15 protein-coding genes are annotated in these 16,170 nt (G+C 63.4%); 9 read left to right on the top strand and 6 right to left on the bottom strand.

Translation table 11 applies throughout. The annotated features are described in order from the left end of the window. Positions 1-20: 20 nt before the first annotated feature. A complete protein-coding gene (locus ACIGGF_RS21625) occupies positions 21-725 on the bottom strand; it encodes an enoyl-CoA hydratase-related protein (RefSeq protein WP_397523212.1) in 705 nt (234 codons plus the stop codon). A 120-nt stretch (positions 726-845) separates the two neighbouring features. Here ACIGGF_RS21625 and ACIGGF_RS21620 point away from each other — a divergent pair, with 120 nt between their 5' ends. Together ACIGGF_RS21620 and ACIGGF_RS21615 are read left to right on the top strand one after the other, a co-directional pair. Continuing rightward, entirely contained in the window at positions 846-1,640 is a 795-nt protein-coding gene (locus tag ACIGGF_RS21620) for a purine-nucleoside phosphorylase (protein WP_397523260.1), read from the top strand. Beyond that, positions 1,637-3,238: a phospho-sugar mutase gene (locus tag ACIGGF_RS21615; protein ID WP_397523211.1), complete on the top strand. Its 1,602-nt coding sequence runs from the start codon at positions 1,637-1,639 to the stop codon at positions 3,236-3,238. Before ACIGGF_RS21620 ends, ACIGGF_RS21615 begins: the two co-directional genes overlap by 4 nt. Before the next feature lie 112 nt (positions 3,239-3,350). Here ACIGGF_RS21615 and ACIGGF_RS21610 read toward each other — a convergent pair whose 3' ends face one another. From ACIGGF_RS21610 to upp, 4 genes are all read right to left on the bottom strand, one after another. After that, positions 3,351-5,162 carry an ATP-dependent helicase gene (locus tag ACIGGF_RS21610; protein ID WP_397523210.1) on the bottom strand — a complete coding sequence of 604 codons (1,812 nt, stop codon included), beginning with the start codon at positions 5,160-5,162 and terminating at the stop codon, positions 3,351-3,353. Then, positions 5,162-6,952 (bottom strand): AAA family ATPase, encoded by a 1,791-nt coding sequence (locus tag ACIGGF_RS21605; protein WP_397523209.1) that lies wholly within the window; start codon positions 6,950-6,952, stop codon positions 5,162-5,164. Before ACIGGF_RS21605 ends, ACIGGF_RS21610 begins: the two co-directional genes overlap by 1 nt. A 214-nt stretch (positions 6,953-7,166) precedes the next feature. Beyond that, the gene (locus tag ACIGGF_RS21600) at positions 7,167-8,015 is read right to left on the bottom strand and encodes a DUF2797 domain-containing protein (RefSeq protein WP_397523208.1); all 849 of its coding nucleotides are present in this window, start codon (positions 8,013-8,015) and stop codon (positions 7,167-7,169) included. 80 nt (positions 8,016-8,095) lie between these two features. Beyond that, positions 8,096-8,719, bottom strand: coding sequence for a uracil phosphoribosyltransferase (gene upp / locus ACIGGF_RS21595; protein ID WP_397523207.1), 624 nt, complete (start codon positions 8,717-8,719; stop codon positions 8,096-8,098). Positions 8,720-8,852: 133 nt separating this feature from the next. Between upp and ACIGGF_RS21590 the strand changes: the two genes are divergently transcribed. Genes ACIGGF_RS21590 through ACIGGF_RS21570 form a run of 5 tightly spaced genes read left to right on the top strand, consistent with a single transcriptional unit; the run spans position 8,853 to position 12,286 of the window. Further along, a complete protein-coding gene (locus ACIGGF_RS21590) occupies positions 8,853-9,185 on the top strand; it encodes a type VII secretion target (protein ID WP_397523206.1) in 333 nt (110 codons plus the stop codon). A gap of 6 nt (positions 9,186-9,191) precedes the next feature. Beyond that, entirely contained in the window at positions 9,192-10,316 is a 1,125-nt protein-coding gene (locus ACIGGF_RS21585) for a C40 family peptidase (RefSeq protein ID WP_397523205.1), read from the top strand. A gap of 27 nt (positions 10,317-10,343) precedes the next feature. Further along, the gene (locus ACIGGF_RS21580; RefSeq protein WP_397523204.1) at positions 10,344-10,682 is read left to right on the top strand and encodes a hypothetical protein; all 339 of its coding nucleotides are present in this window, start codon (positions 10,344-10,346) and stop codon (positions 10,680-10,682) included. After that, positions 10,679-10,993 carry a YbaB/EbfC family nucleoid-associated protein gene (locus ACIGGF_RS21575; RefSeq protein ID WP_397523203.1) on the top strand — a complete coding sequence of 105 codons (315 nt, stop codon included), beginning with the start codon at positions 10,679-10,681 and terminating at the stop codon, positions 10,991-10,993. Before ACIGGF_RS21580 ends, ACIGGF_RS21575 begins: the two co-directional genes overlap by 4 nt. Before the next feature lie 15 nt (positions 10,994-11,008). Continuing rightward, positions 11,009-12,286 (top strand): primosomal protein, encoded by a 1,278-nt coding sequence (locus ACIGGF_RS21570; RefSeq protein WP_397523202.1) that lies wholly within the window; start codon positions 11,009-11,011, stop codon positions 12,284-12,286. Positions 12,287-12,306: 20 nt separating this feature from the next. On the opposite strand, the gene ACIGGF_RS21565 is transcribed toward ACIGGF_RS21570, so the two are convergent. After that, the gene (locus ACIGGF_RS21565; RefSeq protein ID WP_397523201.1) at positions 12,307-13,431 is read right to left on the bottom strand and encodes an adenosine deaminase; all 1,125 of its coding nucleotides are present in this window, start codon (positions 13,429-13,431) and stop codon (positions 12,307-12,309) included. Positions 13,432-13,676: 245 nt separating this feature from the next. Between ACIGGF_RS21565 and ACIGGF_RS21560 the strand changes: the two genes are divergently transcribed. Further along, entirely contained in the window at positions 13,677-15,179 is a 1,503-nt protein-coding gene (locus ACIGGF_RS21560; RefSeq protein WP_397523200.1) for an APC family permease, read from the top strand. A 21-nt stretch (positions 15,180-15,200) separates the two neighbouring features. Continuing rightward, entirely contained in the window at positions 15,201-16,055 is an 855-nt protein-coding gene (locus ACIGGF_RS21555) for a universal stress protein (protein ID WP_397523199.1), read from the top strand. Positions 16,056-16,170: the final 115 nt, after the last annotated feature.

Raw genomic sequence — 16,170 nt, 5'->3', positions numbered from 1 at the left:
GTCACCGATGGCGGGGGCTGCTACTTCCCGAAGCTGAAGTTGCTGTCGTCGGTCGCGGTGTTCAACGCGGCCAGCAGATCCACGTGCATGCGGCTCTTGATCCCCGCCAGGTTCGCCCCCCGAGTGCTGGTCAGTGCTGCAGCCTTGGCGACCGCGTCGGAGACCAGCGATTCTTCGGGAGCCGTCGACTCGACGATTCCCGCAGCCACTGCGTCGGCACCGCCGTAGCGTCGTCCGGTCGTCATGGCGTCGACGGCGGTCTGCTTGGGCAGACGCGAGTTGATCAGCGCGGACATTCCGACCGTGAACGGCATGTTCAGGTTGACCTCGGGCAGGCAGTAGAAACCGCGATCGGCTCGTTGGATGCGGAAGTCCTGGGACGTGGCCAACATTGCGCCCGCCCCGAACGCATGCCCCTGCACCGCAGCGACGGTGGACATCGGGAACGCGAGCAGCCGGCTGTACAGCGTGTGCACGCGATCGAGGTACCAGGTGATCTTGTCCAGGTTGGCGAAGAGCCAATCGGTGTCGAGACCGTTGCTGTAGAACTTGCCCGCCGACGTGGTGACCAGCGCCGCCGGACCGGTCGACGCCTCGACCTCGTCGAGCAGCGCGTGGGTGGCGTCGATCCAGTCCGGGTGAAACCGGTTCTCCGGATTGCTCGCGCCGTCCTGGGCACCGAGGAAGAGAATGTGGACGTCACCGTCGCGTTCGAGATAAGGCATGCAGCGGATACTACTCGGGGGTAACTTGCTGGTGGCAACCTCTGTCGGTCGCGCATCGATCGCGTCGATCTCCTACTGTTGTGGACCGTGGCAACCACCGACGCGCATGAGACCGACCCCGTGACCGATCCCGAGGGGGCCGCGCGCACCGCCGCCGACGCCCTCGCCGCGGCAACCGGAGTCGACACCCATTCCGTGGCCATCGTGCTCGGCTCCGGCTGGCAGGCGGCCGCCGATGTATTCGGCTCCCCCACCGCGACCGTGCGCATGGCCGACCTACCCGGTTTCGCACCACCCTCGGCATCGGGCCACTCGGGCACCATCACCTCGGTGGACGTCGCCGGTACCCACACGCTGTTGCTGCAGGGCCGGACGCACGCCTACGAGGGTCACGATCTGCGACGCGTCGTGCACCCGGTTCGTACCGCGATCGCCGCAGGTGCGACGACGGTCGTGCTCACCAACGCCGCGGGTGGAATCCGCGAGGGAATGAGCGTCGGGCAGCCCGTCCTGATCTCCGACCATCTCAACCTCACCGCACGTTCACCTCTCGTCGGTGCCGAGTTCGTCGATCTGGTCGACGCGTACTCCCCCGAACTTCGCGCTCTTGCAGCCCGGATCGATCCGACGCTCGAGGACGGCGTCTACGCCGGTCTGCCCGGCCCCCACTACGAGACGCCTGCCGAGATCAGGATGCTGCGCACTCTCGGAGCGGATCTGGTGGGCATGTCGACGGTGCACGAAACGATCGCCGCACGGGCGAAGGGCGCCCGGGTCCTCGGCATCTCGCTGGTCACCAATCTCGCGGCCGGAATGACCGGCGAGCACCTCGATCACACCGAAGTACTCGCTGCCGGTAAGGATTCCGCCGCCCGGATGGGTGCCTTGTTGCACGAATTGGTCTCCCGGCTGTGACCGAGGAACTCTCCGAACGGGTACAGCGATGGATCGCCGGCGATCCGGACCCCGCTACCCGTGAGGAACTCGACGGCCTGCCCGAGTCCGAACTCGCCGACAGGTTCAGCGGTCCCCTGACGTTCGGCACCGCGGGCCTTCGTGGCCCGGTACGCGCTGGACCGAACGGGATGAACGTGGCGGTGGTGACGAGAACCTCGGCCGGCATCGCGGCGTGGTTGATCCAGAACGGCCTGGGTGGGTCCACGATCGTGGTCGGTCGCGACGCCAGAAACGGCTCCGAACAGTTCGCCTTCGCAGCCGCCGAAACCTTCGCAGCCCAGGGCTTTTCCGTGGTAATGCTGCCTCGGCCGCTCCCGACCCCCGTCGTCGCCTTCGCGGTACGGGCGCTCGACGCCGAGCTCGGCGTGCAGATCACCGCGTCGCACAATCCCGCCGCGGACAACGGGTACAAAGTGTACCTGCGCGGCGGCTCGCAATTGATCCCGCCGAGCGACGCGGAGATCGAAGCACTCATCGAGGCGACTCCCGACGCGATCGACGTTCCGCGCGCGATCGTCCAGCCGGGTGGCTCCGACATCGCCGCACGATATCTCGATTCCGTTGTCGCACTGCCACGTTCGACGCGTCGAGACATTCGCGTCGCACTGACTCCCCTGCACGGTGTCGGCGGTGATCTCGCGACCGCCGCACTGCGCGGTGCGGGGTTCCGCGACATTCGGGTGGTCGAGGAGCAGTTCGAGCCAGATCCCGCGTTCCCGACCGTCGCGTTTCCCAACCCCGAAGAACCGGGCGCGGCCGACGCGTTGCTCGCGCTGGCGGCCGAGATCGACGCCGATATCGCACTCGCGCTCGATCCCGATGCCGACCGCTGTGCGGTCGGAGTTCCGGGGCCGGACGGGTGGCGGATGCTGACCGGAGACGAGACCGGAGCCCTGCTGGCGAATCACCTGTTGAGCGCGTCACCGTCCGACCCGCTGGTGGCCAACACCATTGTCTCCTCGCAGCTGCTCTCGGCGCTCGCCCCGGCGCGTGGTGCCCGCTACGCCCGCACTCTGACCGGCTTCAAGTGGTTGGTCCGCGCCGGCGAGGGCCTCGTGTACGCATACGAAGAGGCGATCGGTCACTGCGTCGATCCGAATGTGGTGCGCGACAAGGACGGCATCTCGGCCGCGGTGGTGCTGGCAGATCTGGCCGCCGGCCTGAAGCAGGACCGCCGGACCTTGCTCGACGTACTCGACGACCTCGCGGTCGAGTTCGGCGTGCACCTGGGGTCGCAGGTCTCGCGCAGGGTCCAGGATCTTGCCGATATCGGGAACATGATGCATCGGTTGCGCAGTACGCCGCCGACAGAACTGGCCGGTCGCACCGCCACCGTGCTGGACTACGCTCAGCGCGACGACGAATTACGCACCGACGCAGTCGAGATCAGCGGATCCGGGTTGCGAGTGATCGTGCGACCGTCCGGTACCGAACCCAAACTCAAGGCGTACCTCGAAGTGATCGAACAGGTCGACGGCCCCGAGGACCTGCCGAGAGCGCGGACGGCAGCAGCCGAGATTCTGGCCGAACTGACCGATTTCGCTCAGCACTTCTGACGTAGGGTGTTCGCGGGTTGCAGCGAACCACGATTAGTCCACCGGATACCGCCACGTTCGCCGGATACTCACATGCGAATTCGGTTAACCGCCTGGCACGAAAATGCTGACTTCACAAACGCGCGTATCCCAGAAATGGCGAAGGTTTGCCAACGCGCGCACCGTATCTGGTTGATCGACTTCTCGCTCGGGTTAGTAGCAAAATTCGACGACTCCGCGTCACGGCTACGTAGAAAGCTCTCAGCTCCGACTGCAGTTGATCGGGGGTAGTGTTCCTAAAGTCCGGAAACTGGCCGTCATTAAGACCAACGATTGCGACTGCTCGAAACTCTCTACCCTGAGATTTATGGATAGTCAGTACCTGCACTCCGCGGCCTTCTTCCCCGCGCTGCTTGCGCGAGCAAAAAATACGGAAACTCGCCCAGTTTAGCGCACTTCTTTCGGTAGTCAGGTCGAACTCGCCCCAAGTGGCTAAAAGCAGGGCGAGATCAGATTCCCAGGACGCGAGTTCGGTGTCGGACGGACCCTCCACCCAGGTTAAGCCGCGCAGGACTTCGAAAAAATCCGAGACAGTATCTGCATCGAGCAGTGGCGCAAGCATCCTCATCATAGGACTCTCATGGCTTTCAAGAACAAGTCGCAATTTTCCCACGGATGAGACGCGTTCAGGCAGCACTCCGAGTAGGCGAGAGAGGTGCCAGTGTGTTGAGCGGTGGGACTCTGCACCCTTCATCGCCACTATCTCAAGCGCGACGTTAGCTGGCGCACCCTCTAACCAATCCCCCTTAGTTCCGAGTGATGTAAATTCGATGCCCTTTGCCGCAAGCTCGGCCGTAGCAGACTTCATAGAACTAGCAGATCTCCCAATGACCGCAATATCTTCTGGACTCATAGCTGTCGGCTCGCTAACGGATAACGCTTGCGAGGGCATACCATTCGACAGTAAATCAGCTACCCAATCTGCTACGATTCGGCCTTCGCCTTCTTCGTCGCTTCCCTCAGCCAACTGGACAAGGCCATCCGCTGCGTGCGCCGTTTCAACAGTGTTCACGTTTCCTAATGCATCCGCGACTCGTGTAGCGAGTTCCGAAACTCTCTTTGCAGAGCGAAAGTTCACTGTAAGCCGAATCGTCAGGGCCTCATACTCAGTAGCGAATCGGTGCAACAGTCGAGGATCTGCTCCGGCAAAGCTTATTATTGATTGCTTATCATCGCCAACAAACATCGCAGTAGCACCCGCGCCAGTACCTGGGCCACCCAGAATGGCTGAGATGAGGTCGTACTGTGCGGGTGTCAGGTTCTGAGCTTCGTCGACGATCACATGGGAATAAACTCTGTTGAGCTGCCGCCTAGCAGAACGCACCTCAAGCAGCTTGCGTGCTGCTACCAAAAGTGCGGGATAGTCAAGGGCCTGAACGCTCTCCAGCGCAGCTTCCCAATCCTGGACCTCAGAATTGGTTTGCAGTTTCGCGCGGTCCAAGTCGACCGAGCGCAACACGTCCAGCGTGTCCTCCAGCAGAGGCAGACCTTGACTCGTACGCCAAAGATTCATCAATTCTGCACGGTCTTCGTCTCTTGTCAACAACTCTGGTTCGAGCGGCAGGCCTATTTTCGTGCCATGCTGACGGAGGAGGCTGTGGGCAAAACCATGAACTGTTTCGGCATCGACGAATTTTACATTCTCGCCGGTGCGGTCCCTCAGCCTACTTTTCAGTTCGTCGGCAGCCTTTATTGTGTACGTAAGCGCAAGGACTCTTCCACTTGCAGTGTCCGCGTTCTGAAGCAGTCGCTGAACCCGACGGGCGACTACCTCAGTCTTACCGCTGCCAGCACTGGCAACCACAAGAATGGCTGTACTGTCAGCATTTACAATTTCTAATTGCTCGGCACTCAGCTGGACGTCTGAAGGTAAGAAATTGCCCATTACAGTTCACTTTCAAGTCGTTCAAGAAGCGTCTTAAGCGGCAACGGCCACACCGATGCATCCGGATACTCAGAAATTAGATGTTGCGCAAGCGATGCCCCAGAACTCCCCTTCAGTTTTTTCATCAAAGGCAAAGTTGCTTGTGATGCAAGGTCCGGCCTGACTTCGAGACAGGCCCTCCGGCACATGCCCTCGTCGAACTGGAGCAACAAGCTCTCGATGGCACCATCGACAGGGTTACCATCTCTGTCAACCCCATTGATCCAGATCACTCGGGTTGAGTCACTGTGGCCCAGCGACAACAATTTAGCCACCGCCATCTGCCCGTCAACGTCGCTGTCGGCGAACAACACCCAGGGGGTGCTTGTCATCTGCGCAAATTTTACTGCGGCAGTAGCTAACTCGTTGTTGAGGCTTCCTGGATCGACAACACAAATACCGTGCGCTTTTCCGCCCAGCGCATGTCTGATAACCGCGGGAAGGAACGCCCTCTCGGTAGCTCCATCACCTAGCACCATCGCCGTCGCGAAGATCAGTTCTCCAAATGGCCTCTCGACGAGTCGCTTCAGCTTTTCTATTTCGTCAGCATGAAGGTCCGGACGAAACGCACGGTGGGTGGCCGTCGCCAGGCTTGAGGCTGGCCCTAGGTCGATTACTTCGATGTTCGCCTTCCCAGTCCGCAGGAGTCGGACGCTGGAGTGGTCCACGCTGGTAATTAGGTGCGCCGAGTGTGTTGTTACGACTTTTTGCCCTTGCAGAGAACCAAGTAGCGCAGCAAGCTCCATAGCTGCTTGGGGATGAAGGTGGGCCTCTGGTTCCTCGACTAACGTTATTGGCGACGGACGGAGCGCGGTACCGTCTCTGCCCAATCTTCTATCGTACAAGACGCCCTGCACTTGGAGCGAAGCAAGGCTTCGGGATCCAGCGCCGTGGAGACGCATCGGTAGCGGACCATTACCCGTGTCTAATCCGATCGATATCAAGCGCGCAAGCTCATCCAGATTCGCGGGCAGCGGATTCAGCGACGGCGAACCGATACTTCCTACCGCCTTGTGCAAATCGTCGAGAGCACTTCGGACCGACTTCAGGGTCTCGCTTTCACCCAAGATGCTTTTGCTGAGATCGAGGAGCCGCTCCTCGAGGGCAGCACTTTGGCTGCCAGGAATCTCGAGATCGCTGAGGATTCTTCGGATACTGGAACCCCGACGATTGAGTTCGTCGAGCAAATCGCGACCGGTATTGATCAGATCGACAGACAGTATCGAACGTTGCGTTCTAGTAAGTAGCTGCGCATCCGAACGTTGTGCCCAGACTGACGATCGCGCGTCGAACGTCAAAATTCGCGCATCCGCCCGTGCGCCCATTCCTTCAGCAGACGGGGAGACAGTTGTTCGCCAAGCGATGCGTTCACGCGCTGGCTCCTCTGACAGCGATTGCACGCTGTCGCCGAACAAACGTGCTACCGACGTTGAAAATTCGTCGTCATCGGTGTTGCTAACGGGTGGCGCTGGAGCAACAATCAGGTCGACTTCCGGCTGAGCTTGAATACCTACTGTGAAGTCATCGATCTCCGGGGGTCGTCCGCCCAGGGCCAGATACAGTGCCGACAATATTCTCGACTTGCCAACATTGTTTCTTCCGGCGAGCACCGTCATCGTCGGCTCAAACTCGATTTCGCAGTTGGCAATCCCCCTGAAATTCCTGAGCAACATCCGTTCAACGTATGGTGCCCCGGTTGACAGCGCTGATGTCACTGTAGGTCCGTTCCCAGCAACATCGTCGTCAGTCACGGCACCAATCTACATGTCCGGGCGTGGTTCGACGCTGGACAATGCGAAGATCCGTATGGTGGCCGGTACCGCACAACGAATACTATGCTGTCGCTCGTTATTCGACGTTTGCAGACGGCCGACCTCTGTTTCCATAGATGCAATCACATTTTCCGCTGCAGAGACTAACTGCATCGATGGATGGTGAACAGCTCACTGGCCTCGCGCCCTAACCTCAGAAGAGCGCCGACTGCACCGCAGGCAAATCGGACCTGAAGGCCCCGAGTTCGATTCGCCGACCCTTCAGTGCCGCCAGATCCGCGACGTACGTCTCGCCGTCGACGGTCGCGAGCACCGCCTGCCCGACGCACGTCCTGATGGCGAGTCCGTGGGATCCGGTTGCGACATCCGCTGGGTAGGCGACGCGGCTGATGTTCTCGCTCAACGCTTCCCGGCCTGCGGGCGGGGCCCAACGTTCGTCGATCGGGGTGCATCCGGCGACGCCTGCCTCGGTCAGCATCTCGCGGACCTGCTCGGCCCGGGCAGCGGTGGCGACCTCGAGCCTATCCACGTCGATCGGCAAACACAGCGAGGCAGCTTTCGCTGTGGATCGCACCGCCTGCCGAAGCCCCATCGACTCGGTGACGAGGTCCTCGGCCACTCGGACGGCCTTTCCGTCGTCGGCGTGGGCGACGTAGCGCGCACAGATGGCACCCTGCTCGGCGAGCCGGCCCCATTTACGCGTATCCGCTGCCGTTCCGATCTTGAAAGTACCGTTGGCGAACGCCGCCAGATACAGCCAATGCGGTTGCATGACATGCTTTTCCAGATCGCGCGAGACGAGCCCACTGCGATGCACGGTGTGCACGAATCTGAAGCTGTCCTTACCGGCGCACGTCTCGCACTGCCCGGACGACACCGCCCGCTCCCGGCCGGGGCACGGAACGTAACGCGGCGGACCGTCGGCCCGGAAGGCCGTCCGCCCGGTGCAGTAGCGATCGCCGGACGCACCCAGCGCCCGGAATCCGAGTGTGCTGCCGACCAGTTCGTGGAACTCCATCTCCTCGGTGTCGACATCGAGCACCCGCAATCTCGGGCGCGGTTCAGGCGACGCCTCCGAAGGCCAGGAGACCCCCAGGACCAACCGGTCGGCGGTATCGGAGATCAGCGCGGGCCGAACTGACGATCGCCCGCGTCACCGAGGCCGGGAACGATGAAGGCGTTGTCGTTGAGGCCGTCGTCGATACTCGCAGCCACCAGTCGCACCGGAAGACCAGAGGCTTCGAGCGCGGCAACTCCTTCGGGAGCAGCAACGACGCAGATCGCGGTCACGTCCGCGGCACCGCGACCGACCAGCAACTCGATCGTGTGGACCATGGATCCGCCGGTGGCGAGCATGGGGTCCAAGACGTAGACCGGCGTCTGCGACAGGTCGTCGGGCAGGGACTCCATGTACGGCACCGGTTGGTGGGTTTCCTCGTCCCTGGCCATTCCCACGAATCCGACGCGAGACTGCGGAATCAGGCTGCTGGCCTTCTCGACCATGCCGAGACCTGCACGCAGGACCGGTACGAGCAGAGGCGGACGAGCCAACCTGGTGCCCTCGGTGACGGCGACGGGTGTGCGTACCTCGAAGGTGTCGATCGCCGCATCGCGGGTGGCCTCGTAGACCAGCATGTGGGTGAGCTGACGCAGAGCCGATCGAAACGTGGCGTTGTCGCTGCGCTCGTCCCGCATCGTGGTGAGTAGAGCTGCGGCCAGTGGGTGTTCGACCACGTGTGTTTCCATGCGGTACAGGATAGGACTCCGGGGGTGGGACGCGAACGGCAAGTCAGGGGAACCGAACGGCGGGCATCCGCGTCGAACCAGTTGGGCGTCGCACTCGGCGGCCGTGAATCGATTGCATTCTCAGGGGGCACTGATGGCCGAGCTCGTCGTCGAAACCGAGGGAGTCCTCGCATACAGTGCGGTGGCGTCGACCATGGCCCAACAGATCGCCGCGGCGGGTGCTGCCGCCGCCTCGTGCGGGCCCGCCGTGCTCGCGCCGGTGTTCGGCCTCATCGGGCAGGAGTTTCTCGGTGCGGTCACCGGTACCCATCTGGCGCACACCGACGCCGTGGTGCGATTGGCCGGAGCGGTGGCGAGCATCGGTTCCGCGGCCACCGCGTCGGCGGTGTCGTACGCCCTCACCGATGTCGGCACCGGCGCAACCGTTGCCGGCACGGCCGCCGGTATCGCGCAGGACGCGCGGTAAGCGCCGATGATCGATCTGCTCGCCCGTCCGATCGTCGACCTGCTCGGAGCCTTCGGCAACGGGGCACTTCCCACCGGAGGGCCGGCCGATGTACTGCGTGTGTCCTCGGCAGCGATAGAGGCGGCGCAGGGAATCGGCAGGGTCGCCATCACCGAGCTCGCCGCCAACTGGAACGGCGAGGCCGCCGACGCGGCAATTCGATACGCCGAGAACGCGCATACGAGCGCACTGGCCCTCGCCGACCACGCCGACGACATCGCTGCCGTCGTCGATCACGCCTGCCGCGATACTCACCAAGGGTTCCTCGAACTGCAGGCGATCGTGCAGTCCTTCGTGGGTATCGCACTCTCCGCCGGGCCGATCATCGCTACCCCGCCGGGGCAGACCATGCTGATCTCGGCAGCTATCGAACATCTCGAGCGGGCACTGGTGGTGATTGCCCGTGTTCGCGCCGAATTGGCTGCGCACACAGCGAAAGTCGGGACACTCGCCGCTCCGCCGACGGTGCCTGCCCCGGTGGGCGGAGAGGCCGTACCCACTCCGGGCTCACCCTCGAATCTCATGACCTCACCTGCAGCGTCGCAGGTGATCGAAGCCGGCGAGAAGCTGGCGAAGACGTTCGCGCAGTCGGTGTCCGCTCCTACCACCGGAACCGACGCGGCGAGCGGCGGCGGCGTGCAGAACTATCTCGGCAACTCGGCCGCGGATTCTGCACAGTCGACGGAGAGTACCGGCCGCGGCGTCGAGGTGCGTCTGCCCGACGGCAGTACCGTCACCGCACCGAACACCGAGGCCGCGGGTGCCGTGCGTAGCGCACTGACCCAACAGGGTGTGCCCTATGCGTGGGGCGGCACCACACCGGGCAGCGGGCTGGACTGCAGCGGCTTGACGCAGTGGGCGTACGCACAACAGGGGGTCGAGATTCCACGTCTGGCGCAGGAACAGGACATCGGTTCGTCCGTGTCACCGGGCGACGTGATGCCCGGCGACCTCGCGGTGTGGGACGGCCACGTGGCCATGGTCATCGGCAACGGTCAGCTCGTCGAAGCAGGAGACCCGGTGCAGGTGGGGCCGATCCGAACAACGAACAGCGGTATGGATTTCAAGGGCTTCTACCGTCCGACCGAATGACAGGCAGATCGAACGAAGGGCCATGAAATGACCGATTCGACCACCACCGTCGTCAGCGCGGTATCGAGCACCAGATCGGGATCGGTGACAGTGCGCTCCACTGAGCACGGGCTGCCGATCGCAATAGCCATCGACGAACATGAATTGCGTTACGGCGGAGGTGCATTGGCATCGACGATTCTTCAGCAGTGCGTGCGGGCCACTGCGGCAGCACGCGCACAACGCCGCACCCTGCTGGCCGAGGACGGCGTTCCGACCGAGGTGCTCGATCGCCTCGGACTACCCACTCGTGCCCGAGTCGCCGCCGAAGCGAACGACGATCTCGCAGAGGATTTCGCACCCACGAGTTGGTTGAAGTCGGTATGACCCACGCACACACGACCGAACTGGACATTCTTGTCGGCAGCGCCCGGCACCGGCTCGATGCGCTCCACGAAACGCACGAGCGCCTGGACCGCATCAGGTTTCGAGCCAGCTCACCGAACAACACGGTGACCGTCGTCGCCGATGGTTCCGGTGCCATGGTCGACCTCGAACTCGCCGAGAATCTCGGCGCAACGACCGCCCATGTACTCGCGTCGACGATCACTGCTACGGCAGCCGAGGCCGCCGCTGGTGCACTCGACCTGCACGAGGCGATCCTGCAAAGTCTGCAGGCTTCGTTCACAGACTCCTGAGATAGGCTTCGCGCCATGGCTGGAGACATCATCCCGATCGAACTCGGTCTCACCGCCGGTGACTTCTCGACACTGTGGGCACCGGAGTGGCGAGAAGGCGACGACGAGTGGGAGGCATTCCTCGGACACGAGGAGGATCTGTACGGATTCTCGACCGTCGCGGAGCTCGCGGCATTCGTCAGATCGGACGACGACAACGACCTCGTCGACCACCCGTCGTGGCCGGTGGTCTCCGCACTCGCCGCATACGAGCTCGAGCCCGACGATCTACATCACTTCGACCTGGTAGCGGTGCCGGAGCTCGTGGCCTCGGACCCCGAAGCCGACGTCCTCGCCGAACTGCAGGCCACCTTCGACATCGTCGCCTCGATCGGTGACGTCTGCGAACTGCGCCCTGTCACAAGCTTTTTCGGCTCCAACTCATTCGTCGGTGCTGTCAGCGGTGGCGTCGAGAACTTCCTCGGACGCGAGGGTGCCGAACTGTGGGACCGCATCGGAGCGGCGGTGGCCAAGCACTGGGACGACGTGCTCGACGCCGTCGACGCCATCGTCACGTCACCCGACGTCGACTCCGCTGCCGTTGCCGTCGCCGAAGCGGAGATCACCGCGGCGGCCGAGAACGCGGTCGACGCCGATGACGTCACGGACGACATCGACTCGGACTCGGACGACGATGATGACGACGCTGCCGACGACGACGCTGCCGAGGTGGACCGCGATCCGATCGCCGCAGCCGCAGCCGAGGACACGTTCTGGACCACCGTCGGCATCGATCCGATTCGCATCATCACCTCGGACGACACGCTGTACACCCTGCGGTGCTATCTCGGCGACAAGCCGGTGTTCCTCGGCCGCGGCGGGGCGATCAGCGTGTTCGGCTCCGAGCGCGCCCTCGCCCGGTACCTGGCCGATGATCACGATCACGATCTCGCGCAGGTCAGTACCTACTCCGACATTCAGACCGCCGCCATCGACGGCTCTCTCGACATCGCGATCACCGACGACAACGTCTACGTGCTGCCTGGACTGGCCGACGATCTGGCCGAGGGACCGACGTCCGTCGACGTCGATCAACTGGATCTGGCGGTCGAACTGTTCACCGATGCAGCCGATTTCGCCGGCGACGACTCCGTCGAGCAGGCGCTTGCCACGTCCACGCCGTTGGGCTGGTACGTCTCGTACACCCTCGAGCCGAGCCCGGACCGGCTCGCCCCCAGCGCCCCGTTCGCCGTCGAGGCCGAGGCGTGGCGCGCTCTCGAGCGCGAGTTCGAGAGCCGGCTCCGCAAGAAGTAGCGCCTGAAGTCGGTGCGGGATCAGCCGATGAGGACTGCGTAACCGGGTTTGATGATGTCGTCGATCAGCGCCAGCCGCTCGTCGAACGGCAGGAACGCGGACTTCATCGCGTTGACGGTGAACCGCTCCAGATCACTCCACCCGTAGCCGAACGTCTCGACGAGCTTGACCATCTCCCGGCTCATCGAGGTGTCGCTCATCAGGCGGTTGTCAGTGTTCACGGTGACTCGAAAGCGCAGCCGGGCAAGCAGATCGAAGGGGTGCGTCGCCAAGGACTCGACCGCGCCGGTCTGCACGTTGGAACTGGGGCACAGCTCGAGTGGCATTCGGGTGTCGCGAACGTACGCGGCCAGCAAACCGAGCGCAGGCGATCCGTCGGCGTCGTGGGTGATGTCGTCGGTGATACGCACTCCGTGACCGAGCCTGTCGGTTCCGCAGAACGCCACTGCTTCCTGAATCGACGGTAGCCCGAACGCCTCGCCTGCGTGAATGGTGAAGTGCGCGTTGCTTGCTCGCATGTACTCGAACGCGTCGAGGTGCCTGCTCGGCGGAAAGCCGGCTTCGGCACCGGCGATGTCGAAGCCGACGACACCGCGATCGCGGAATCGAACCGTCAATTCGGCAATCTCCCGTGAACGCGCCGCATGCCGCATGGCGGTGAGCAGGGTGCCGATCGTGATGTTCTTGCCTCGCACCTTGGCTGCGGAAATGCCGGCCTCGAAACCTGCGAGGGTGTGGGTGACGACCTCGTCGAGGCTCAGCCCGCGTTCGAGATGCTGCTCCGGCGCGAAGCGCACCTCGGCGTACACGACTCCGTCGTCGGCAAGATCCTCGGCGCATTCGCGTGCCACTCGAAACAGTCCCTCGGGAGTCTGCATCACGGCCACCGTGTGCGCGAACGTCTCGAGGTAGCGCTCGAGCGAGCCACTGTCGGCGGATGCGCGGAACCATTCGCCGAGTTCGGCCCCGTCGGTAGCGGGAAGCCCGTCGTATCCGCACTCGTCGGCAAGCTCGAGCACGGTCTGCGGACGAAGCCCTCCGTCGAGGTGATCGTGCAGCAACGCCTTCGGAGCTGTCCTGATCGACGCGAGATCGAGTGGCGCGCTGCCACCGGTGGAAGCCTGTGTGTTCTCCGCGGTGCTCATGTGACGACGGTAGCGCGCGACTCGCGCACCCGCGCGCCTGTCAACGAGTGTCGGCGAGTCCGCGGATTCCCCTGGCCTCCGCCGCTTCTGCGACCCATTTCGTTGCATTGTTACTCCGATGAAAACAATTCCGTCGATACACAGCGAATCGGCGACGGAAATCGTAGTGTTCATCCAACACACGCGGCCGATTCTGTCGGGTCCCTCTCCGACATCCTCGGTCGACACGACCCTCGGAGAGACCTATGTCGATTGCGGAACCGCCGAACACCATTCCGGGTAAGGGACTCAACAACGGCGCTCTCGGGTTGGTCGGCAACATCGTCATCGGACTGTCGGCGGTCGCCCCGGCATACAGCCTGGCCGCCACCCTCGGCTACGTCGTTCTGGCCGTCGGCGACAAAGCACCGTCGATGTTCCTGCTGGCTTTCGTTCCGATGCTCCTCACGGCCTTCGCATATCGCGAGTTGGGTCGCGACACACCGGACTGCGGCACGTCGTTCACCTGGGGCACCAAGGCGTTCGGTCCGTGGGTCGGTTGGATGGCCGGATGGGGTCTGGCCGTCTCGGCGATCATCGTGCTCGCCAACGTGGCCGAGATCGCTGCCATCTACCTGTTCGAGTTCCTGGGCCTGTCGGGATTGGCGGAGTCGACTGCGGCCAAAGTCGCTCTGGGTTCGTTCTTCATAGTTGCGATGACCTATGTCAGTTTTCGCGGAATTCTGATCAGCGAGCGCATGCAGAACGTGTTGCTGGTCGTGCAGTTCGGCGTTCTCATCGGGGTGTCGGTGACGGCGTTGGTCAAGGTGGGGGCGGGCACTGCCGGACCGCAGGCCATCACACCTCAGTGGAGCTGGTTGGTCCCCACCGGAGTGACGATGTCCGACGCGGCGCAGGCCATCATCCTGTGCATCTTCATCTACTGGGGATGGGACGCCTGCCTGGCCGTCGGCGAGGAAACCAAGGATTCGGAGAAGACCCCCGGTCGCGCTGCGGTGATCACCACGCTGATTCTCGTGGCGACGTACGTGCTCGTCGGATACGCCGTGCAGTCGTTCGCCGGGTTCGGCGATACCGGCATCGGCCTGAACAATCCGGACAACGTCGACGATGTGCTCACCATTCTCGGCGGCCCGGTCGCCGGCTCCCTCGTGGCGTCACTGCTGCTGTTGACGGTTTCCATCTCGGCGCTGTCCTCGACGCAGACGACCATTCTGCCGACCGCGCGCGGAACGCTGTCGATGGCCGTCTACGAGGCCCTGCCCAAGCGGTTCGCCAGTGTCCATCCCAAGTACATGACCCCCGGCTTCGGCACGCTCGTGATGGGGGCCGCCGCTCTGATGTTCTACCTGGTCCTCACCTTCGTCAGCGCCAACGCACTCCAGGATTCTGTGGCATCGCTCGGGCTCGCGGTCGCGTTCTACTACGGCATCACCGCATACGCGTGCACGTGGTACTTCCGTCGAACACTGTGCTCCTCCGTCCGAAACCTGTTCATGCGCGGCATCTTTCCGCTCCTCGGTGGACTGTCGATGACGTGGGCATTCGTGCAGAGCGCAGTGGACATGATTCAGCCCGACTACGGCTACACCGTCTACGGCCCCGTCGGCGGAGTCTTCGTTCTCGGTGTCGGGATGCTGGTACTCGGCATTCCGCTGATGCTGCTGTGCTTCGTGGGCAACAAGGACTTCTTCCAGGGCAAGACACTCACCGCGTCCACCGAAGTCAAGGTTCCGGACACTTACTAGAAGAGAAGGACCGACGAACTCATGAAGATCACCGTGGGCTACCTCGCCACCCCCAGCGGCGACGATGGCGTAGCCCTGGCCATTGCCCTCGCTCGTGCTCTCGACGCCTCCATCGACATCGTGCTGGTCATGGCCGTCGACGAACCGGTCATGGAAGGCAGCGGACCGTACCGAAAAGTGCTCGCCGCTAAGGCGCAAGGTTGGGTGGACGACGCGGCCGCCCGGGTGCCGTCGGGCATCGAGGTGGCTACCCATGTGCTCCAACACGAGTCCTTCGCGGGTGCCCTCATCGACTTCGCAGCACAGACCGATGCCGACATGATCGTCGTCGGCGGTGCCCGAGACGGCTTGTTGAACCGGCACTCGATCGGGTCGGTCGCCAGTCAACTGCTGCACGCGTCGGAAGTGCCGCTGGCACTTGCTCCTCGGGGGTACCGGCTCTCCGACGCACCGATCACCGACCTCACCGTCGCCGTCCCCACCCGCGCCTCGGCCCCCAATCCGTTGCCGTTCGCGATCACGCTCGCCAGCGCTGCGCACGTGCCGGTGCGCTTGGTGTCACTGGTCTCGCTCGAACCGACCGGTGCCCCGAGCGACGAAACGTCACTGGACGCCCGACGACGACAGGTCGCTGCCGCTCAGGACAATCTCGACCACGCGGCCCGCACTCTCCCCGATATCGACGGGCTGCAGTCGATCGTCGCCGACGGGTCGTCGTTGGACGAGGCAATGGCCAACCTCGACTGGAAGCCGGGCGATGTGCTGTTCCTGGGATCGAGTGGGTTGGCGGCTCCCAAACGGGTGTTCCTCGGTTCGAGTGCGGCCAAGATTCTGCGGGCCGCCCCGGTGCCGGTGGTCGTCGTCCCGCACGATTAGTGCCAAGGCAGTGGTGGGGGGGGGGGGGGGGGGGGGGGGGGCGCCCCCCCCCCCCAGAACCGAGAACAAAAACAAAAAAAACAACACGGACACACAAAACACAAAGAGGACCAGC

It is taken from the genome of Rhodococcus sp. NPDC078407 (genome assembly GCF_044542515.1).
Taxonomy (GTDB): Bacteria; Actinomycetota; Actinomycetes; order Mycobacteriales; family Mycobacteriaceae; genus Rhodococcoides.
The sequence above is the reverse complement of the archived record's forward strand: the minus strand, read 5'-3'. Positions and strand labels throughout refer to the sequence as shown.